The organism is Leptothoe sp. EHU-05/26/07-4 (assembly GCF_043421015.1).
GTDB classification, from domain to species: domain Bacteria; phylum Cyanobacteriota; class Cyanobacteriia; order Phormidesmidales; family Phormidesmidaceae; genus Leptothoe; species Leptothoe turfae.
This window is the reverse complement of record NZ_JAXSQV010000006.1, coordinates 198390-219743: the sequence shown is the minus strand read 5'-3', so window position 1 is coordinate 219743 and position 21354 is coordinate 198390. Positions and strand designations below refer to the sequence as shown.

General features: G+C 48.5%; 19 protein-coding genes. 6 read left to right on the top strand and 13 right to left on the bottom strand.

Annotated elements, in window-relative coordinates; all coding sequences use genetic code 11:
* Window positions 1–705: 705 nt before the first annotated feature.
* The 4 genes from pntA to U2F10_RS22925 all read left to right on the top strand — a co-directional run bounded on the left by pntA (window position 706) and on the right by U2F10_RS22925 (window position 5518).
* Window positions 706–2325 carry a Re/Si-specific NAD(P)(+) transhydrogenase subunit alpha gene (gene pntA, locus U2F10_RS22940; RefSeq protein WP_163665731.1) on the top strand — a complete coding sequence of 540 codons (1620 nt, stop codon included), beginning with the start codon at window positions 706–708 and terminating at the stop codon, window positions 2323–2325.
* A gap of 83 nt (window positions 2326–2408) precedes the next feature.
* Window positions 2409–3833 (top strand): Re/Si-specific NAD(P)(+) transhydrogenase subunit beta, encoded by a 1425-nt coding sequence (pntB, locus tag U2F10_RS22935; protein WP_499873367.1) that lies wholly within the window; start codon window positions 2409–2411, stop codon window positions 3831–3833.
* A gap of 246 nt (window positions 3834–4079) precedes the next feature.
* Window positions 4080–4427, top strand: a complete 348-nt coding sequence (locus U2F10_RS22930; protein WP_499873366.1) for a hypothetical protein — start codon at window positions 4080–4082, stop codon at window positions 4425–4427.
* A gap of 398 nt (window positions 4428–4825) precedes the next feature.
* Window positions 4826–5518 carry a Uma2 family endonuclease gene (locus U2F10_RS22925; protein WP_499873551.1) on the top strand — a complete coding sequence of 231 codons (693 nt, stop codon included), beginning with the start codon at window positions 4826–4828 and terminating at the stop codon, window positions 5516–5518.
* Window positions 5519–5589: 71 nt separating this feature from the next.
* On the opposite strand, the gene U2F10_RS22920 is transcribed toward U2F10_RS22925, so the two are convergent.
* From U2F10_RS22920 to U2F10_RS22900, 5 genes are all read right to left on the bottom strand, one after another.
* Window positions 5590–6354 (bottom strand): YdcF family protein, encoded by a 765-nt coding sequence (locus U2F10_RS22920; RefSeq protein WP_499873365.1) that lies wholly within the window; start codon window positions 6352–6354, stop codon window positions 5590–5592.
* Window positions 6355–6487: 133 nt separating this feature from the next.
* On the bottom strand, window positions 6488–7360 hold the full coding sequence (locus tag U2F10_RS22915) for a vitamin K epoxide reductase family protein (protein WP_490794455.1): 873 nt from the start codon (window positions 7358–7360) through the stop codon (window positions 6488–6490).
* A 95-nt stretch (window positions 7361–7455) separates the two neighbouring features.
* Window positions 7456–8325: a hypothetical protein gene (locus U2F10_RS22910; protein ID WP_499873364.1), complete on the bottom strand. Its 870-nt coding sequence runs from the start codon at window positions 8323–8325 to the stop codon at window positions 7456–7458.
* On the bottom strand, window positions 8325–8927 hold the full coding sequence (locus tag U2F10_RS22905) for a sigma-70 family RNA polymerase sigma factor (protein ID WP_006516832.1): 603 nt from the start codon (window positions 8925–8927) through the stop codon (window positions 8325–8327). The genes U2F10_RS22910 and U2F10_RS22905 overlap by 1 nt, the downstream gene beginning before the upstream one ends.
* Before the next feature lie 252 nt (window positions 8928–9179).
* Window positions 9180–10046, bottom strand: coding sequence for a spondin domain-containing protein (locus U2F10_RS22900; protein WP_163696367.1), 867 nt, complete (start codon window positions 10044–10046; stop codon window positions 9180–9182).
* Window positions 10047–10413: 367 nt separating this feature from the next.
* On the opposite strand from U2F10_RS22900, the gene fghA reads away from it, so the two are divergent.
* Window positions 10414–11274 (top strand): S-formylglutathione hydrolase, encoded by an 861-nt coding sequence (fghA, locus tag U2F10_RS22895; protein ID WP_499873363.1) that lies wholly within the window; start codon window positions 10414–10416, stop codon window positions 11272–11274.
* Here the strand turns inward: fghA and U2F10_RS22890 are convergent, their stop codons facing one another.
* The gene (locus tag U2F10_RS22890) at window positions 11275–12768 is read right to left on the bottom strand and encodes a CPBP family intramembrane glutamic endopeptidase (protein ID WP_499873362.1); all 1494 of its coding nucleotides are present in this window, start codon (window positions 12766–12768) and stop codon (window positions 11275–11277) included.
* A 195-nt stretch (window positions 12769–12963) separates the two neighbouring features.
* On the opposite strand from U2F10_RS22890, the gene U2F10_RS22885 reads away from it, so the two are divergent.
* Window positions 12964–14073, top strand: coding sequence for a TRAP transporter substrate-binding protein (locus tag U2F10_RS22885; protein WP_499873361.1), 1110 nt, complete (start codon window positions 12964–12966; stop codon window positions 14071–14073).
* Between the two features lie 26 nt (window positions 14074–14099).
* On the opposite strand, the gene U2F10_RS22880 is transcribed toward U2F10_RS22885, so the two are convergent.
* The 7 genes from U2F10_RS22880 to U2F10_RS22850 all read right to left on the bottom strand — a co-directional run bounded on the left by U2F10_RS22880 (window position 14100) and on the right by U2F10_RS22850 (window position 21108).
* On the bottom strand, window positions 14100–15266 hold the full coding sequence (locus U2F10_RS22880) for an MFS transporter (RefSeq protein ID WP_163665756.1): 1167 nt from the start codon (window positions 15264–15266) through the stop codon (window positions 14100–14102).
* Window positions 15267–15408: 142 nt separating this feature from the next.
* On the bottom strand, window positions 15409–16740 hold the full coding sequence (locus U2F10_RS22875) for a TRAP transporter large permease (RefSeq protein WP_163671705.1): 1332 nt from the start codon (window positions 16738–16740) through the stop codon (window positions 15409–15411).
* Entirely contained in the window at window positions 16730–17302 is a 573-nt protein-coding gene (locus tag U2F10_RS22870) for a TRAP transporter small permease subunit (RefSeq protein WP_163665758.1), read from the bottom strand. The genes U2F10_RS22875 and U2F10_RS22870 overlap by 11 nt, the downstream gene beginning before the upstream one ends.
* Before the next feature lie 132 nt (window positions 17303–17434).
* Window positions 17435–18472 carry an L-histidine N(alpha)-methyltransferase gene (gene egtD / locus U2F10_RS22865; RefSeq protein WP_499873550.1) on the bottom strand — a complete coding sequence of 346 codons (1038 nt, stop codon included), beginning with the start codon at window positions 18470–18472 and terminating at the stop codon, window positions 17435–17437.
* A 102-nt stretch (window positions 18473–18574) separates the two neighbouring features.
* Window positions 18575–19843: an SUMF1/EgtB/PvdO family nonheme iron enzyme gene (locus U2F10_RS22860; protein WP_499873360.1), complete on the bottom strand. Its 1269-nt coding sequence runs from the start codon at window positions 19841–19843 to the stop codon at window positions 18575–18577.
* The gene (gene egtC / locus U2F10_RS22855) at window positions 19821–20615 is read right to left on the bottom strand and encodes an ergothioneine biosynthesis protein EgtC (protein WP_163665762.1); all 795 of its coding nucleotides are present in this window, start codon (window positions 20613–20615) and stop codon (window positions 19821–19823) included. Before egtC ends, U2F10_RS22860 begins: the two co-directional genes overlap by 23 nt.
* Before the next feature lie 112 nt (window positions 20616–20727).
* Window positions 20728–21108: a DUF423 domain-containing protein gene (locus tag U2F10_RS22850; protein WP_499873359.1), complete on the bottom strand. Its 381-nt coding sequence runs from the start codon at window positions 21106–21108 to the stop codon at window positions 20728–20730.
* Window positions 21109–21354: the final 246 nt, after the last annotated feature.

Genomic DNA, 21354 nt, shown 5'->3' with positions numbered 1-21354 from the left:
ATGCTTAGCCATCATCCCCATTCAGCGGGAACGCTTGAAAAGCTGATGCCACTTCAATCAAGATCTGTAAATTTACGGAACGCAATTTTTCTTAAGATTAGCATACTAATTAAATTCAAATTCGTGGGTAGTTCACTACAAATAAACGAGAAATAGAACAAATCACTGGCTGCCCACAATCTTTTTCAAGTCGCAAAAAGTCATCATTCTCGACTCCACTAGAACGCCAACCAACTAGCAAACACTTCATCAAAGATTATTTATGTTGGATTTCTGTCAAAAAAGATAAATCTTCATGACGAATTCCACACTTTTCAATACTTAAGTTGACACAATCAAAGCAAGGCTAATTTACACCTTGAGGCTTAACAGTTAGCTTCTCAAGGGCTTAATAATTATTTCTGGAGCCTTGGATAAGGTTGCATCAACTATTGTCAAAGTGTTTAGTGCATTGAAACAGGCAATATTATCTGCTTCAGTTCGACTAGATAGAAGACCTCTAAACCTCTTTTAGAAGAGTCTTAAAATCATTCAGCTTGTGCATTGAAATGGCGTTTCATGCGTCAGAGTAATTGTCCATTTTTAAGTTAAGTAAAACCACTAAATCTAAAGTTATTCCTGTTGGATTGAAATTAAATGCGATCCCAATTCCATAGTGTTTTTACAACAGTCGTTAGCCCAGCTAGTTAATCAATAAGGATCACTATGACCATCGCACTCGATCAAGGTGCTGTTGACCAACAGGCATCCCATCTCGAACGCCCAAAGCGCGTTGGCATCCCCAAAGAAGTTACCCCAGGAGAGTGCCGCATTGCAGCCACTCCTAAAACTGTCAAAAAACTCCAGTCCCTTGGATTCGACGTATTGATAGAGCAGGGTGCTGGTGAACGAGCCGAGTTTTCTGACCATGCCTATCGCGAGGCAGGATGCGAGGTTATTGCCAACGCCATTGAGCTCTGGCAACAGGCTGATATTGTTCTCAAAGTGCAGCCTCCTAGTCATAACCACGAACTAAACTGTCACGAAACTGAACTCGCCCATGATGGTCAAACCCTGATTAGTTTTCTATGGCCTGCTCAGAATGCTGATTTAATCAATCAACTAGCAGCCAAGCAAGTAACGGCCCTAGCGATGGATTCAGTACCCCGCATTAGCCGAGCTCAGAAAATGGATGCCCTGAGCTCCATGGCAAATGTGGCTGGATACCGTGCCGTGATTGAAGCGGCCAATAATTTTGGTCGCTTTTTTACAGGTCAGATTACGGCGGCGGGGAAAGTGCCCCCTGCCAAAGTGTTAGTCATTGGCGCAGGTGTCGCAGGCCTTGCCGCCATTGGTGCAGCAAAAAGTCTGGGGGCTATTGTTCGTGCCTTTGACACCCGTCCCGTAGTCAAAGAGCAAGTGGAAAGTATGGGTGCCGAGTTCTTAGAACTGAACTTTGCAGAAGATGGTACTGGCACTGGCGGCTATGCCAAGGTGATGAGTAAAGAGTTCATCGAAGCAGAGATGGCCCTGTTTGCCGAGCAAGCAAAAGAAGTAGACATTATTATTACCACAGCCTTAATTCCTGGCAAAAAAGCACCGTTATTGGTGACTAAAGACACCGTAGAACTGATGAAGCCTGGCTCGGTCATCGTAGATATGGCTGCTGAACAAGGAGGCAACTGCGAAGTCAGCCGTGCTGGCGAAGTTTATCGTCACCAGGGTGTGACAATCGTTGGTTTGACTGATTTAGCTAGCCGTATGGCCGGACAGTCCAGCCAGCTGTATGGCATGAATCTGTACCACCTGCTCAACGACATGGGTGGTTCTGACGGCTACACCGTTAACGTTGACGATGAGGTAGTTCGAGGTGCCTTGGTTAGCCATGAAGGTCAGGTTACTTGGCCTGCGCCTAAACCTGAGAAACCAGCTCCTCCAAAGGTTGAGGCAAAAGGGGAAGAATCGACGGAAGTAGAGGAAGTAGCCGCTGCACCCAAGTTTTCTCTGCCTTGGCAATGGATTGGGGTTGCCTTTGCAGCCCTCGCCCTTATCGGTATTGGTATTGGCGCGCCTTCTTCATTCCTTTCCCACTTCACCGTATTTATCCTGGCCTGTTTTGTTGGCTGGCAGGTGATTTGGAATGTCTCCCCATCGCTGCATACCCCCTTGATGAGTGTGACCAATGCCATCAGCGGCATCATCATCATTGGTGGCATGTTGCAGATTTCGGGTAAGCCAATGTCACCCACAGTGATTTTGGGTGCCATTGCTATCTTTATCGGCACGATCAACATTGCGGGTGGGTTCTTAGTGACTCAGCGGATGTTGAAAATGTTTCGGAAGTAAGAGCCCTCTCCCTACATCTCTCTCGCCGGGGAGAGAGACTTGAAGTCTTTGCCCTTTAGACATTTCTCTACAACTTCTCTGCCATGTCTAACAATCTTGTTGCGGTGGCCTATTTGGTCGCTATTGTTCTTTTCATTTTGAGCTTGGGTGGTCTCTCTAATCAAGAGTCCGCAAAGCGTGGTAACGTCTATGGCATCATCGGCATGGTGATTGCGCTGGTAGCCACTGCCCTGAGTTCACAACTGACAGCTTACGGTCTTTTAGTGGCAGCGATTTTGCCCGCTGTTGCCATTGGTAGCTTAGTGGCTTCCCGTGTGGAAATGACTGAAATGCCGGAGCTGGTTGCCATTCTCCATAGCTTTGTGGGTTTAGCTGCTGTGCTGGTTGGTTTAGCCAGTTATTTGGGACCAGATCCCACATTGGTGGGGGCGGAGGAAACTATCCACAAACTGGAAATCTACATCGGTATCTTTATTGGGGCGCTGACCTTTACGGGTTCTGTGGTCGCCTTTGGCAAGCTACGGACCATTATTAGCAGCAAGCCATTGATGTTGCCCGCTCGACATTTGCTGAATGTTGCCATGCTGGTGGGCACTGTTATCCTCGGCGTTGGCTTTATGGCTGCCGAGGGGACTGATGGGTTTAACTATGTGTTGGGCATGGTGGCGATTGCCTCCCTGCTAGGCATCCATTTAGTGGCTGCCATCGGTGGTGCCGACATGCCTGTGGTGATCTCCATGCTCAACAGCTACTCTGGCTGGGCAGCAGCGGCAGCGGGCTTTATGCTTTCCAATGATTTGTTGATTGTGACGGGTGCATTGGTGGGTAGTAGTGGTGCCATCCTGAGCTACATCATGTGTGAGGCGATGAACCGCTCTTTCTTTAGTGTGATCTTGGGTGGTTTTGGCCAAGGATCTGGCAAAGGCAGCGGTAAAGCCGTTGAGGGTACAGTCACTGAGACTGATGTGAATGAAACCATTGACCTGCTAGCGGATGCACAGAGTGTAATTATCACGCCTGGTTATGGTATGGCAGTGGCTCAGGCTCAGCACGCGGTGTCTGATATTACTCGGCTTTTGACTCAGCGGGGTGTGAATGTGCGTTTTGGTATTCACCCTGTAGCGGGTCGTTTGCCAGGCCATATGAATGTGTTATTGGCAGAAGCCAATGTGCCCTACGACATTGTGTTGGAAATGGATGAAATCAACGAAGATTTCTCTGAAACTGATGTGGTGTTGGTTATTGGTGCCAACGATACGGTCAATCCTAGCGCCATGGAGGATCCTGAGAGTCCTATTGCTGGGATGCCAGTGTTGGAAGTATGGAAAGCACGCAATGTTGTTGTCATGAAGCGGGGCATGTCGGCTGGCTATGCTGGTGTGGCAAATCCGCTGTTCTTTAAGGAGAATACCCAAATGTTGTTTGGTGATGCGAAAGCAAATACCAATGCGATTTTGGGTCGCTTGCAGGAGTCTGCAACAGAACAACCTAAGTTGGTGACTGCTTAAGGTCAAATAAATTGACTGTACGATTTCAATAACCAAAGTTTTGGCCCTATGCTGGGAAACCTGGCATAGGGTTTTATATGACATCTTGACTGATAGCATTCGATACCGCAGGGCACTCACACGGGGATACCCCTACAGAATTGTCTCTAGTGACAGAACATCTATCTTTTGTCAGAGAGTAGACAATGAGATTCCACGATTTCTAAAGGTTCAAGGTTCACGTCTGATATTTAAGGTGTAATTGATATGTTGAGTCTCATTAACGCACTCGGTAAAGCTACAGAAGGTTTTGTAGATGTGACAGCCTATGAAACCACTTCAACATATAGCTCTTCAACTGTGGAAGTAGCAATTGCCATATTGGACGATGTCTCAGGAATGACGCCTTGCAGAACAAGCCTCTTCAAACACTCCTCCTTAAGGTTTTTGTTACAAGATGGAAGTCAACTTAGAACTTGGACTAATCGGGCAGTTGGTGGAGATCATGTCTTTTTGGCAGATCCTAATGGAGGAATGCTCTATGGTGGTTTTGTTTGGGCTCATGCTCAGGAACTTCGTAATGCTATCGACCAGATCAAGACAGAACTTACATAAGCGAACATAGAGATACCCCCAAATCATTGATAGGGCAAATGTTTAATCAGAGTTTTCATTGATTGACCAAGCTGAATCTGCATAGGTTACTCAACCAAGAGAAGTTTTGTCCACTCAATCGGTTCAGCAAATCGGTGGCAATAAAGCTGATGGATGACGGTATTTACAGGAGATTGAGAACCATGGATCACAGACCCTAAAGCTAAAACCGTAACTCTATTTCACCCCCAGGCAGTGCCCATCACCTATCGTGGCAACACAGTGATTAATGAACCACAGTTGCCTGCTTTCAAGATTTCTGCCCAAAGCATTTTTGACCGAGCTGGGTTACTGGCTTAAGTTTGCCCCATTTGCGAACATGCTAGGCTAAGGGATAAAGCCCTAATTCCATAATGGCCATGGTTCAACTTCAGCCATCATCTAGACCAGAGGTTCTCTACCCCGATAGTGACGGTCAACCAATGGCGGATAATACTAAGCAATTTCGATGGATTGTCATCATTCAACAGAATTTGGATTGGCTCTTTGCCAATGATCCGCAAGTTTTTGTTGCAGGAGACCTGCTGTGGTACGCGGTGGAAGGCGATAATAAAAAACGGGTGGCACCTGATGTGATGGTGGTCTTTGGGCGTCCAAAAGGAGACCGCGGTTCATATAAACAATGGGAAGAAGATAATGTGCCGCCCCATGTAGTGTTTGAAATTCTCTCCCCTGGCAATACAACCGCTGAGATGAACCGCAAATTGTTGTTTTACCATCAGTTTGGGGTGGATGAATATTATCTCTATGATCCAGACAAAGATGATTTCAAGGGCTGGGTACGGCTAGAGGGCTTTTTGGATGTAATTGAGCCTATTGAGAATTGGGTGAGTCCCCGGTTAAATGTTCGATTTGATACCTCGGGTGAAGAACTTCAGATTTTGCGTCCAGATGGACAACGATTTTTGAGTTATGCGGAAATTGCTCAGCGGGCAGAAACTGAAAGCCAACGGGCTGAGGCAGAAAGCCAACGGGCTGAGGTCGCAGAGGCAAAGGCTAAACGATTGGCGGAGCGGTTACGGGAAATGGGCGTTGATCCAGATGAGATTTAAGAGTCAACCATTAGCTTCCCCTACCCTCTAAACCTTGCCCGTCTGGTGACTAGCATTAACAGCAGCCAAAGCTACCATCTGTTTTTAGGTATAAATGCTTTCTCCATATCAAGACATTGCCAATCTACAGTTCTCTTCTCAGCGACAGACTCAGCTCGTTGATAATCAGCTGGTTTAGGAGGCAACAGTTTTTTGGTTTTCACGTAGTATATGATTGCCAAAAACTCACGGATGATATGCTTTCGCCATTTTGGAAAATCTAGACTGACAGGATGGGAAACAACATCAAACCCGAAGTTGCGATAGAGCAATGTGGTGCGACCAATGTGCAAACCATCGGTGACCAGCAAAATTTTAGGCTTAGACGCCCGATCAAAGGGCATATGTCGCTTGGTATAAAACGCATTTTCCCAAGTGGTGGCAGCACAGGCTTCACCGCTCACATTGGCATCCGGTACACCCATTTCCTTAGCAAGGTTAACCAGAATAGGGGCATCATTGGCACCGCTCATAAATATATGGGGAGCTCGGCCTTCCTTCCACAGTGCTACAGCGGCCTCTGCACGACGATCGTTATAATCGGTTCCGCGTCCAACAACAACAATGGCATCTACGGGTTCACCAGTATCTGGCCGAGCCACAAGCAGGCGCAATCCCCTATTAATCCACCAGGGTGATAGCCCTGTAATCAGCAAAATGCCAATGAGCCATCTAATCGCGTGACGCACCGATGGATAAAACATATGCTGGCAGTCTTTGCATTGATAGCTTTGGACAAATTTAAACTGTGCTCCATGCTTTTGCACTGAGCGATGTTTGCACTTAGGGCAACGCATAGATGTGACAAAGGAATTTGTGAACAAAGGTGCCCACCCCAAGGGAATGAGCACCTTTGAATAAATACATATTAGACCTGAGAAAGTCAGGGTAGTTGCAGCTTAGATCACGGCTACTGGTGATATCCGTTTATCAATGCTGAGCATTCTGATTAATAAACTCTTGCGGCCCAGTGTAGCCAGAAACTGATGCTAAAGATTGCAGTGACTGAACACCCGCATAAGTTTGGCCATTGATTTCCCATGTGGGATAGCTCTGCACGCCAGCAGCTCGACATGCATTGGGCTGAGGATCTATGCCTTCTTCATCGCACTCGACATAGGTCACATACTTAAAGGCATCCTTACCAAAAAGTGTTTGTTGAGCATGACAGTGGGGACACCACCAAGCACCATATTTTGTAGCACCAATCGCGGTCAAATGCTTGGCTAACTCAATTTCTGATGTACCGGAATTGGTTTCGACTGCTGGGGGGGGATTGCCGGCAATAAAACTGTCAGGATTTTGGGCATAGGCATACAGACCTGTGGTTGCGATCGCAGCCACCAAAGCCACTGAGATCCCTGGTAACAACAGCTGTCCCAAACTCTCCCAACGATTACCAATGAGAGTGAGCACCCACAAACCCACTGAGAGAAACGCCGACAACATACAAGGAACACAGGGCTCTTGCAATACAGCAAACATGACGTAAAGCAAATAGCCACTGAAAATAGTCATGGCAGTGCTACCAATAAATAACCCCAACCAGGTGGGGTTTTCTAGCGACTTGTTTTTGGTGGCGACAGGGCCAATGGCCAATGCGCCCATTAAGAAGTATGCGATCGCACCCAGCAATGGCAGCGACAGCCCCCCCAATTGCACATAGGCACTGCCCGCCAGCGAGCTACTGCCCTTTGCCATACAGCCAATAGCCAATAGCAGCCCAGCAGCAGATGCACCAGCAATCAAATAGCGAGAATTACGATGAATCCAGGTAGTTGGTTGTTTACGTTTACGTGGCATGTTTCTAACTCTATAGATCTAAACTGTGTGCTATGGGCCGATTGACCGTTGTAGAGGCGTTCCATGGAACGCCTCTACAACCATCCCTGCAAATGTCAGGTACCCTCAATCGCATAGGCCAAACTCTGCAACTCCGTTGTTGGTAACTCTGCCACCAGGGCATAGAGATAATCGTCATCGCGCCAAAGCACAATGCCGGTACCATCAGGTTGTTGCAACGTTAGGTGGGCTGACTGAAATTCAGGAAATTCTTCCTCCTCAGTCACAGCCAACTGGTAGGCAGAGACCGTTTTCTCTGCCTCTAGCTGATAGGTGAGACGAACCCCCTGGGTTTCGCCTAGTTGACAGCTACTGCCCCCCAGTAACATTCCTTGTTTGGCAGGCAATAGGGGTAAGGCCGCCACCGTGGTTGGAAACTCTTTCAACAAAGCCGGAATCTCGTTCGGTTGATGCACCACAAAATCCACTGGGCCATTGGGGTTTGCCAAAGACTTTTGATGGTCTTGCAGGAGTTTACTCAATCCTGACCAAGTTTGGTACATACCAGCTTGATCAGTCGTCACCAGATCAGGTTGAGGATATTGAGCCTGTAGTAGACGAACCTGACCGCTGAGACGCAGCGTGGCCAGACCACACACAATGGCCAGACCAGCCGCTACGGTACTCATGGCCCAGGGTAATCGTGATGGAAATCGTCTTACTTTTTGAGGAACAGGTAGCGGCTGAGAGAGTTCACTTTGGGCAGCAGTGAGAATTTGCGATCGCAATCCCCCCTCTGGCTCCACCTCATCCAAGCCATAGGGCATCATCGCTAACGCCTCTTGCAAAGCCCTCACTTCGGCCTGCAATTCTGGAACTTCAGCTAACAAAGCCTGAAAGTATTCAGCCTCTGACGAACTCAAATCTCCCAGTACATACCCAGCAGCCAGTTCTTGAATTTCCTGGGGTGAAAGGGGTGTAGCCATTACAGATCCTCCCTTAACACATCTAGTTGTTTACGTAGCTGCAACAACCCTCGTCGGGCCCAGCTTTTGACCGTACCAAGAGGCACCCCCAACCGTTCAGCAATATCCCGTTGGGACTGCCCCTCGTAGTAACTCAGTTCCAATACTTCCCGTTGCTGGGCCTTTAATGTTGTCAACGCCTCTCGCACTAGGGCACGCCGTTCCTGCTGAGTAATGTGCTTCATGGGTGTAGCCGAATCAACACTGAACTGATTTTGATGCCATTGGCTTAAATATTTTTGCTGAGTTGATTGAGCCCTCAGCCGATCAATCACTCGTGAGCGGGTCAATGTGGTCAAATAGCTAGCCAGGGAACCACGACGGGGGTTATAAGACCGAGTACGCATCAGCTTTAGAAAGACTTCTTGGGTCAAATCTTCTGCTTCTGAAACTCGACGTAATCCCTTTAGTGCAATGCTGTACACCAAACTGCCATAGCGATCATAAAGACTGCCCAAAGCAGACACATCCCCTTCCCACAGACGGACGACTAGAGCGCCGTCAGTTTCATGCTCCATCACAGATTGCACAACTTGATTTATCTCATCTACCGCCTGAGTCACCGTCTTACTAGCCAGGTTCCAAAAGATATACGGCCACCAAATCTGATTGGATGCAAATTTAGAAAAGATAAGGGAGACGACATGTTCTCCCCTACCTGCATCACAGCCCTGAAGATAGGGAGTCCGTAAGGTATACGGCTACCAAATCTCATCGGATGCATTATCAGTAAAAGAAAGGGAGAGCATCCGCCCTCCCCAGTTGGCTCAATATCTGTCGTAGGTATTGTGTGCGAGGTATTGTATAGCCTTGTTTTAGGCCGTCTGTTTACGCTTACGATTAGCGGCTACCAAGCCACCAGCAGCGACTAGACCCAAAATAATGCCAGGCTCAGGCACATCCTCCACCTGATTATCTACTAGTTCGACACGGAAACGAGCCACCTGATAACCAGGAGCTGTAAAATCAGCCCCCGTGAAATTCAGCGGTAGACCATTGAGGGCACTGGAGTCTGTTGTGCCAAGAATCGTGCCCACTGTCAGACCAGGGTGCTCAGTCACAACACCATTTTCATCAATACCTGTATCAGGTGCCTGTTGTCCTAAGAAAGCAGTACTGAATGGCAATTCATCATTCACCTCGGTGCCGCCATCCAACACCTCACTACCTAAGACAATAAAGTCAGCCCCTAGGAAGTTGCCAGCATCGTCAAAGATTTCATGGGCCAGAGGATTGCCATTAGCAATGAAAGCATCATTACTAGGAATCACCATGGATGCGTAGCTGAAATACTGATTGGTTGCTGGATCTACATCCAAGGTAAAACTGGTCAGCTCACCAGGCTCTAAAGGCGGTGGGCCATCGCTCAGCAACGTGGCTTGGACACCATCAGGATTATCAGCAGCAAAGGCATCCGTTAGCTGAGACGTATCACCGTCTTCCACTAAAGACTCCAATCCAGTGAAGTCATCCAGAGATTCACCACGGTCGTAAAGATCAAATGTACCATCGTGAAAACCAACCCAGGCCGGAGTCAAAAATCCACCGTTGATCGGAGCAAGATTCTCGATAGTTACTCGGAGCGTGGCGGCAGATGCGGCTGTCGCCATCGTTGTCACAGTTCCCAAAGCCATTGCCGCAGCTAATGCTACGCGGTGGGAACCCAGAGCAAACTTATTCATAACTAGAGTGATAAAACTTCAGTGGAAATACAATCACTTTCCGTACAGATGCTTTTTCCTGCACAACCAGAGACATCCGACACGGAGAAGTAATCCCCCTGACAAGAATTCTTGGTGTAGGGCATAATTTTCAGCTGAAGACGTTTTGAAAAACTACTGAGAAGTGTGTAACGAAAATAAGGAGTTCCTGAGAACCCCCTGAGCAATTAAACACATTACGCCACTCATATAGGGGCATTCCCTTTTGGATGCCTGCCCCTATCAAGGGGTTCTGTAGCACGCAGAATTTCGTAACCCAGGTTGAAAAGAAAATTCTGAATGCGATAGTAATACCAACAGCGATACCAAAAGCAACTGAGAATTTTTCATGGCAAACGAACAAACTGGAACCCTGACATTAATGAGTCAGCATGGTTGCTTTGGGGGCAACGTAAACATTTACAGCCACCCGTCTGAGCAATGTCAATGCACCATGACGTTTGCCGTTTACATCCCCCCTCAGGCAATCACCCAGACGGTGCCGGTGCTCTATTATTTGGCAGGGCTGACCTGCACTGAGCAAAACTTCATCACAAAAGCCGGAGCCCAGCGCTATGCCGCCCAACATGGCTTAATGCTGGTTGCACCAGACACAAGCCCCCGTGGCGACGATGTGCCCGATGAAGAGGGGTGGGATTTTGGCAGCGGTGCTGGCTTTTATGTAGATGCTACTGAAGCACCGTGGGCTAGCAACTATCGCATGTACAGCTACATCACAGAGGAGTTACCAGCCCTCATCCAAACTCACTTCTCAGTCAGTGATAAACAGGGCATCTTCGGCCATTCCATGGGCGGACATGGGGCCTTGGTTTGCGGTCTGCGTAATCCAGCAAAGTACCAGTCAATCTCAGCATTGGCCCCGATTGCTAATCCTATGCAATGTGCTTGGGGGCAAAAGGCATTGGGCAAATACTTAGGCGCTGATCAAACTAGCTGGGCTGCCTACGATGCTAGTGAGTTGGTCAAACAACATGCTCAGTCAGACCGGCATATTCTCATTGACCAAGGCATAGCCGATCCATTTTTGGAACAGCAACAACTAAAACCTGAAGCATTTAAGGCTGCCTGTGAGGCTGTAGGACAACCATTGACCCTAAGAATGCAAACGGGTTACGACCACGGCTATTATTTTATTTCTACCTTTATGGAAGACCACATCAAACATCACGCTGAGGTGTTGTGCGGATAGTTATTGCCCCCCTAGCAAAAATAGCCCGATTAGAGTGGCACTATTCCAAAGACTGTGGATGAGCATCGGGGCGAGTAGGTTTCGCGATCGCGAATATACCCAAGCCAAAATGGTCCCCAACATCGTCAGGGGTAGCACCTCTGACAGACTCAGATGGGCCGAAGCAAAGATAAAACTACTTAGCAAAATTGCTCCCCAGACCGGCATATAGCGCGTCAGAGAAGGCAACAAAAACCCTCGAAAGAGCACCTCTTCAAATAGCGGAGCTGCGACAGCTGCCGTCAGGAAAAACAGCAGGAGCGCAATGCCATCGCTTTCTTGCAATACCGTCTGCAGCAAAGGATTATTGCCCCCTTGCCCCCGCCAAATTTGCTGATTTAAGGCGGAGATTGCAATCATTAAGGGCAGTGCCACCACATAGCCCCCAACACCCCACAGAGGCCAGCGACCCAATACCTTGATTTGAAACCAGCCCGTAGGTAACGGTCGATAGGTCCAAATGGAACCGGCTAACACGGCAATACCACTCGCAGACATCAGCAGATAAAAGATCATGGAATATAGGGCTCTGCCACGACTGCCCGCCGTTGCAAAACTCAGTCCTGACAACTGCAATAAAAATGGAATCAGCAACTGCCCAACAAAGAAAAAACCAACAATTAGCACCTGCCAAATAATTTCTCCATCCCAAGGCACATCCCAAGGAGAAAGGGGTTTAGCTAGCAGTGAATCACGGCGACGGATCCCCCACTGCACGGCCAAGAAAATGAGTAACCCTATGCCGACAATGCAGCCCAGGACAGGCATCGTGCCTACGGCAGCGAGCTTAACAAGCTTGGATTCAGCCGCTGTTTGTTCTTGCGATCGCAGTTGTGTCAGGTCTACAGACCGATCATCCAGGGTATAGAGCTGTTCCAGCACCCGATATTGAAACCAGCCGTTCAGCTGATTTGTAATGGTGGTTTCAGCCATTGGGGTAATGCTCGGTGGCGTCTGCCATAATCCCAACAAAACACTCGCCATATCTGCCACTGAGCTATCGCCCTCAGACAATGATTGCCAACGCTGGCGAGCGGCGCTGATGTTTTGTTGCTGGGTAGCAATAATCCCAACCTTGAGGTCAATTTCATCAATAAGTTGTTGCTGCTGACGAATAGCCACCTCGTACTTAGCGAGCTGAGGATCTAGAGTATTGTTTTGAGTAGCCAGCTGCTTTTGCGATCGCTCCACACCCGCCACGGCTTCCTTGCGCACCGACTGATATTGCTTGGTCACTGTCTCCAGCGGTTTAGCCCCCAGCAACGCATTACTCAGCTGCTTAAACTCAGCACTTTCTAACTCGTCCCACTCAGACGCCTGCAAGAGTAAATCACTCTGATAAAGCTGTAGCTGCCCCGTTACCTGAGGCTGGGAAAAACTTTCATATAGGGACGAGACCACCACCAGCGCCACCAGCCCCGTCAGAATCGATAAAACAACCCGCTTTAGCGTCATTCGCAAAACCAAGACAGCTTAGGCATTATCGCATTTGGGGGTGGGCAAAGCCCACTCCCCATTCCCCATTCCCTTTATTACCAACTGTTGCCAATCCGCTTAATTCTTTGGACAGAGTGATTTAATAATTTCTGTGCTGCGTGTATCAGTCTATACCCGCTGGCTTGTATCACACTTGTAGGGCTTTACTTCGCTATGAAACGTAGACAGTTAATTGGTTATGGCTTGACTGGCGCGGCGAGCACTGCTGCATTAACCGCCTGCGCTCAATCCACCACGCCAACCGCTGCGGGTGATGGGGAAGCCCTGCCGACGGTGAGATGGAAAATGGCCACCAGCTGGCCAAAGTCGCTGGATACATTGTTTGGGGCTGCTGAGATTGTGTGCGATCGCATCGCTGCCATGACCGATGGTCGCTTCACCATCGAACCCTATGCAGGGGGCGAGATCGTTCCAGGATTGCAAGTCTTAGATGCTGTCCAGGATGGCACCGTGGAATGTGGCCACAGCGCCTCCTATTACTATGTGGGTAAAAGTCCAGCGCTCGCGTTTGGCACCACCGTTCCCTTTGGTCTTAATGCTCAGCAGCAAAATGCTTGGCTATACCACGGCGGTGGGTTAGAAGCCATGCAAAAACTCTACGCGAAATTTAATACCATCAACTTCCCCGCTGGGAATACCGGTGTTCAAATGGGAGGCTGGTTCAATAAAGAAATCAACACTGCCAATGATCTGAAGGGTCTGAAAATGCGGATTCCCGGTCTCGGTGGCAAGGTGATGGCCAAGCTGGGTGTTAATGTTCAAAACCTGCCTGGTAGCGAAATTTTCCTAGCCCTAGAACGGGGTGCCATTGACGCAGCCGAGTGGGTGGGTCCCTACGATGACGAAAAACTAGGGCTGCAAAAAGCAGCTCAGTTTTACTACTATCCCGGCTGGTGGGAACCCGGCCCGGCCTTTGACATGATGATCAATATGGAGGCATGGACATCTCTGCCACCGGTCTATCAAGAAGTGATCAAAACTGCCTGTGTCGAGTCCAACACCAGTACCCTAGCCAAGTATGACGCCGTCAATGGAGCGGCCCTTCAAAGTTTGCTTGGTGCAGATATAGAACTGAAACCATTCAGCGATGAAATCCTAGCTGCTGCTGAACAAGCCGCCTTTGAAATCTACGAAGAGAGTGCTAGCGAGGATGCTGACTTCAAGGAAATCTACGATCAGTGGAAAGAATTCCGCGCATCAGTTTATGGTTGGAATCGCCTGAATGAACTAGGGTTTGCAGGATTTGCCAATAAAGACGCCTAAATAAGCCTGCATCCTTAACGGTAACGTTAGGGTTGCTTGGCTAAAACACAGCCTGCTGCTGCTGCAAAACTAATCGCTGCAACTATTAATGAGATCGTCAAATTCAAGGGACCTATGCTGAGCAATACACTGATGGCTAAAGCGCCGCCGCTGAAGTAAAGGCCTGTGCCAAGGCCTGCTTTGGTGGGTGGCACCATTGAGAGGGCATAGGGCAGGGTGCCATTGGCGACGAGACTGAAGAAAATACCGATTGCGATCGCAACTAAAACCGCCACACCTGCCGTGCCCATAATCGTCGCCACACCTGCCATCACAATCAGACCCCCCAAACCCGATATCATCGCCACACGATTACCCACCTTCGTCGCCAGTTGCCCACAGGGCAATGCGCTCAAGGCCACCGTGACAAATAAGGCCACCATGATCAATTTTGGCTGACTAAAACCAGTTCTCGATACTGCCTGGGGAAAACTACCCAGTAAAAGCCTGAAGCCAAGAGCCACCGACGCCCCAGTCCCAAAGATCCAAGGTAAATTAGCCCATTGCATTTGGGCATTGGCCCCAGCAGATGATGGAGAGGTGGAAATCACTTGATTAGGGTCAACCTGCCGTAGCACTAACGCGGCTAAAAGCAAAACCGCCGTACCAATGGAAAATGCGACCAAAGGCCCTAGACCCAAAATAAAGTCACTGGCAACAGGAGCCATGGCTCCCGTGACACCACCCACCATGGTCAAGACACTAGCAGCCTGGGGTAAATCCACATCAAAGGCATAGCGTCCGAGAAGGGATAGCGCCGGACTCCGGAAAATCGTCATGGCTAACGCCCAAGCCACCAAAGCAATCGGCAACAGGGCCTTCAAGGATATACCACCGACCAATACCACTAACGGAATGCCTAGAAAGCAAAGGGCAGACACAATCATACCGAAAGCAATCTGAGGAAAACGACTCCCTACCCAGTGCTGTCGCTGATCTGAAAACGTTCCCATCAGCGGCTCCATCACCGCCCCCATGGCATTTTCAATCACCAGCAGCAGTGTGGCTAAACTGGCCGAAAATCCTAAAGTCAGCAACAAATCATCCAAATAGAGATTGTAAATAACCCAAGTCAGGGAAATCGCCCCCTGAACGGCTGCCAGCCCTAACACCTGTAGCCAAAGAACTCGCCGACCAACCACCGAATTACCCATGGGAACCCACTAAATCACAATACTGGCTATCTATTAGTCATACTGCGGGTGCAGTCACCAACACGCATAGTTTTAGATGTTCTCAACATTAACAACATTGACTATCATCAAGGCATTACATGTAACGCCCCGACAACAGGATCTAGCTACTAATCGACGGCAACCAGTTCACCAAACCTGGAAAGGCAATAATCGAGACCAGGACTAGTAATTGCAGCGCAATGAAAGGAATAACCCCTCGATAGAGATTACCTGTAGAAACATCTTTGGGAGCCACACCCCGTAAATAAAACAAGGCAAATCCAAACGGTGGTGTCAAAAAGGAGGTTTGCATATTGGCCCCAATGATGACGCCGTACCACACCAGATCCATCCCCAACTGCTGAGCCACTGGCGCAAATAGGGGAATCACAATAAAGGCAATTTCAAAGAAATCGATAAAGAATCCGAGGATAAAGACTGTCAGCATGCTGACAATCAAAAAGCCAACATCGCCCCCTGGCAAATTGGTCAGCACATCAAAAATAAAGCTATCCCCACGCAACCCGCGAAATACCAGACTAAATGCTGTGGAGCCTAGGAGAATAAAAATCACCATGGTGGTGGTTCGCAGGGTGCTGTCACACACTTCCTGCAAACTCCTAATGGTCAGCTGTCGGTTAAAGGCAGCTAATACCATCGCGCCTACAGCTCCCAGGGCACCCGCTTCTGTCGGTGTGGCAATGCCAAAGAAAATGCTGCCTAACACTAGCAAAATCAACACGAGTGGCGGCACCATCACCTTCAAGACTTTGAGGAACAAGGCCTGACCGCGAATCTTTAATAGCTCCGATGGCAGCGCCGGTAGCAAATCTGGTCGAACGAAGGCAATGATGACCACGTGTACTACAAAGACGCCAGCCATTAGCAAACCAGGAATAAATGACCCTAGAAATAGGTCACCCACGGATACGCCTAGCTGATCGGCCAATACCACCAGGACAATACTCGGTGGAATAATCTGGCCCAGAGTACCTGATGCAGCAATCACCCCAGTGGCAACATCTTTGTTGTAGCCATAGCGCAGCATTGTCGGCAGGGAAATCAGCCCCATGGTCACCACAGTTGCTGCCACTACCCCCGTCGTTGCCGCTAACAGTGCACCGACCACAACAACTGCGATCGCTAATCCACCCCGCAGTCGACCAAACAGGCTGCCCATGGTTTCCAACAGGTTTTCCGCAATGCCTGACTTTTCTAGCATTGCCCCCATAAAAATGAAATAGGGAATGGCCAACAGGGTGAAGTTATTCATGATGCCGAAGATTCGCTGCGGCATCGCCGTTAAAAAGATGGGATCAAATACACCAAAGGCAATGCCAATTAGACCAAACAAGATGGCCACCCCACCCAGGGAAAACGCCACAGGGTAACCTAATGACAGCAGCACCAAGGCCCCAGCAAACATCAGTGGCCCCAACCAATCAACTAACATCATCCGCCTCCCCATCTAATGTCTTTGGGGCCTCATCTGCGGGTAGATACCCTGAAAAAATTGCCCAGTTTTTAATGGCTTCTGAGATGCCCTGTAGTATCAACAGCCCAAAGCTAACCAAGATCATCGTCTTGATTGGGAACCGTAAGAGCCCACCAGGGTCCGGAGAGTTCTCCCACACCGCCCAAGACTTCAGCACAGCTCCCCAGGAGAAGTAGATCACCAGTGCAGAAAACGGAATAAGAAAGAACACCGTCCCAATGAAATCAGCCAACGCTTTGCGGCGACGGGACCAGCGATCATAAAACACGTCCACTCGCACATGGCCCCCCTTTTGTAGGGTGTAGGCAGCCCCAAGCAAAAAGACAATATCAAATAGATACCATTGAGTTTCGATCAGAGCATTGGAGCTTAAATTTTGACCGACCACATTACCTAAATAGCGGCCAATGACATTCCATGTGCCAACCCCAATCATGGCCAGCACTAACCAATAGGCGAACTTGCCGATTTGACAGGTAAATGCGTCAATCTTGCGAGCAACGGAGAGTAGTGATTGCAAAACATCGTGTCAATTTTCTACCGAGGTATTTTATCTCGTTGAGAGATTAAATCGGTTGCGATCGCACAATTTGCAATGTTTTAAATGTTTTGTTAGAGGGCAGCAATGCTTACCCCCAATAAAATCTCCCCCTCAACCCTTTTGAGCCAAAATCAAACCAAACCACTGCCGTTCATCGGTAAAGGTTTGCAATACTTTTAACCCATGATTAGCCAGCTGAGCACCCATCTGAACCACATCAAACTTGCGAGAAATCTCACTTAACAGTCGCTCTCCCTCAGCAAATTTCACCGTCAAATCTAGATCTTGGAGCGTCACTGTCTGCGCTTGCTTACTCACCAAATACATCTCTATCTGATGTTTTTGCGAGTTATACATCGCCTGATGATAGAAATTATCAAGGCAAAAATCTCCTCGATAGCGATGGTTGAGATGCTGCAACATATTGAGATTGAACATGGCCGTTATCCCTTGAGCATCGTTATAAGCCGCCTCAACAGTGCCAATATCCTTTTGCAAATCTAAGCCCAGCAAAAAGAATTGTCCTGGCTCCAGGGCCCCACTTACCAACTGCAAGAATTGTTCACAGTCATTAGGAGACAAATTACCCAGGGTACTACCAATAAACATCACCATTCGGGTAGCCAAGTTGGCAGCTGGCAAAGCATTGAGGGCAGGTTCGTAGGTACCGATCATCCCGTGAATCCTGAGTTCAGGATAATCATATAGTAGTTGATCAGAACTATCTTTCAACATGCTGCCACTGACATCGACAGGGATATAGCTTAACGGCAAATTAGCAGCCCGATAGGCATCTAAAAGAATGCGTGTTTTTGTCGCACTACCGCTGCCCAGCTCCACCAGCTCGCAAGGGCCAGTCAGCTGAGTAATGGCATGGGCATAGCGATGAAAAATAGCCGATTCAGTGCGGGTGGGGTAGTACTCTGGGAGCGTACAAATTTTCTCAAATAGCTCTGATCCTAAGTGATCATAAAAATATTTTGGTGGCAAAGATTTTGGTATTTGGGTTAATCCTTCAATCACATCCTGCCCATCCATTACCCTGACCTCAGGCTCATTACTGAGCAGAGTTTGGATCTGAAGGCGAGCTGGATCGATAACGTTGCGATCTGCCAAGTTAGCATTGGTGCGTTGGCCATGCTTCTCCATCGGAGAATCGCAATCAGCTGTGGAAAAAGTCATAGAAAACCGTAATAACCAGGGCCAGTTTAGCGTGGGACTGTATTTTTCGTGGGAAGATTGCAAACTTCTCTAGCGCACACAGCGAAAGCCCATAAATAGCTCTCTCACATGGGGCTCGTACCAATTGCGAAAGCTGGACCGTAGCCCCCAAGGACGAGTCGCCCAGCTGCCCCCTCGGAGCACTCGATGGCCATCATCAAAGTAAACTGCTGAATAGCCTCGATAGGGATAGGCTTCAAATCCTGGATAGGGACGAAACCAACTATGGGTCCATTCCCACACATTCCCCAAAAGGTCATAACAACCGTAATCGCTAACGGCTTGATCAGATCTCCCAACAGGGCTGGTGCAGCCCAAGTGATGATTGCAATTAATTTGATCGGTTGTTAGCAATGTTTGCAGCTTGGGCGTTAATCCCTGCGCTGCCAAGGCCCACTCTGCCTCAGTCGGCAAGCGCTTACCTACAAAGCGGGCATAGGCAGTTGCCTCATACCAGTTCACACCAGAGACTGGATGGTGTCTAAATGCGGTTACATCTTGGGCAGGCCAATACAGGGGCTGGTTCACCTGGGCCGTCTGTAACCAACACCAGCCCGTATCACACCACCATTGCCGCTCCTGATATCCACCAGCATCCATAAAACGCTGATACTGTTCACAGGTGACTGGTGTGCGGTCAATGGAGTAAGCTGCTACATCCACCCAATGGGCTGGTCGCTCATTATCAATGGCCACATCACCATCCAGACCATCACGGTCAGCTACTAAGCCCAGACAAACCTCTCCAGCAGGGATATGGACCATACCTGTAGGAGTCTCATGCATGGGCCCAGCAACAGGATTTCTTAGAGGCGTGACCTGACCCTGATTTTGATGTAGAGCCATCACCAGGGACATGGTTTCACTGTGCTGACATTCGTGTTGAATCAGCCAATGCCATAGACGTGCCTGCTCGACCACAGGGGCCGTGCTCAAATACGCCAATGTCCGCCGTCGCACATCTGCCAAGAAAATTAGTAGCTCGTCCAAACTAGGTAACATCTGGCGTTGAGACTTAGGCAGTCCATCGGCAGCAAACAGCGTTCGATAACTGGGGAACGGACATGGTTGCCCAGCTAAATGCTCCAAAATCCATAGAGACTCAGTAAATGCAATATGTCCCAAGTGCCAACCCACAGGGCTAAAGTCAGGATGTGCCTGCTGTTGCAATACAGTCTGACTAATGCCATCCACTAGGGCTAACGTGCCATTGCGACAGGTTTGGAGAGTGGCTTGAAAGTAGGTGCGAAGTTTTGACGCATCAGTAGATCCAGTGTCAGGTAGCGAGAGAAAAACCATGAATTTGGGGTTGAAGATCGTTAGCAGCAACAGTCAAACTATGGGCCTGAGCAATGGGCTCCCAATCCCCTGAAAATAAAGGTTCGGAAGCCAGAATAATGCTCTCTGGCTGACGCAATAGATAAAATGATGGGGCCTTGGCTTGATTATCAAAACGAGCTGCAACAAGTTTTTGACCGTCGCTCAGAACGATCACACCCGATACTCGGACGTCGTATTCATTGGCCAAGGATTGAATCATTTCAATGGCCTGTTCCAAAGCTCCCAATAACGCCAACTGGGGATCCAGCTCTAGCAGATGGGTAATCAGGGCAAAAATATGTTCAGAGTCTGTCAGACCATAGATATTTTGATAAGCGACATCGCCAATTAGATCACGCATGGGGCGATACAGTGTCTGTCGAAATTTATCGATATAGCCGTTGTGAACAAATAAGAGCTGGCCGTGGCGAAACGGCTGACAGTTACTAAAGTCGAGGGGCAAGCCTGGTGTGGCACTGCGAATATTGGAAACGAATGACTGCGCCTGAATGTAACGACACAGGTGAGGCAGGTTAGCGTCATTCCAAATGGGTAGCACATTGCGATAGATAAAGGGCTCAGCCGCAATGTCATCGGGATGATGCCAGCCAACACCAAACCCATCTGCGTTGAGCAAGGCCACTTCTAACTCTTTTGGCTGATAGCTTTGAACCAGTAAGGAATGCTCAGGTTTGAGAATGAGCTCTTCAAGGAGGATGGGCTTTCCTAAATAGGCAAGTAAACGACACATAGTACTAGTGAACAGAAAAAGCTGAGTTCAAGATTTTTTGCCTTGAGCTTTAGCTTATCGGTAAGAGTAATCAAACCTATTGCTAAAAATGTAAAACTCATCCTCTAGCTCTTTAGTTTGTCAGAGAGAATGCAGCTGTGGCTAAAAATGCCCAACCAATAATGAGGGCAAAACCACCAATGGGGGCCACAGCACCCAGAATTTTGATGCCTGATAGACTCAAGCCATAGAGACTGCCGGAGAAAATCACAATGCCGATGATGAATGCCCAACTGGCGTAGCTGAGCCAGCTATTCTTCGGAAATTGTAACCACAGAAGTCCCACCAACAGCAACGCCAGGGAATGATACATCTGGTAGCGTGTGCCTATCTCAAATGTCGCCAGGGATTTTTCTGTCAGCTGGGCTTTGAGTGCATGGGCCCCAAAGGCACCGCCTGCTACAGATAAGCCTCCTAAAATAGATGCGATCGCAATACACAGCCGAGCAGTCATAGTGTGGTCAACAAACGAACCTCTCCAGAGTAAACAATGCCCGTCGTTCTGTCTTAGAGGTTGCTGATTAAATTGACATCAATTGATTGACTTCAGAAAAACTTAATGCAAATTTGGTTAGTTTTACGTAGGAAGTAAGACCTGACTTACGAGTCTTATAGTTGAAAAGAGACCAAAGAGACCGCTCTATTTCTTTGAAGCCCGAACATTAATTTTCTTGGTTTATCGGTGACGATGACGCCCCTC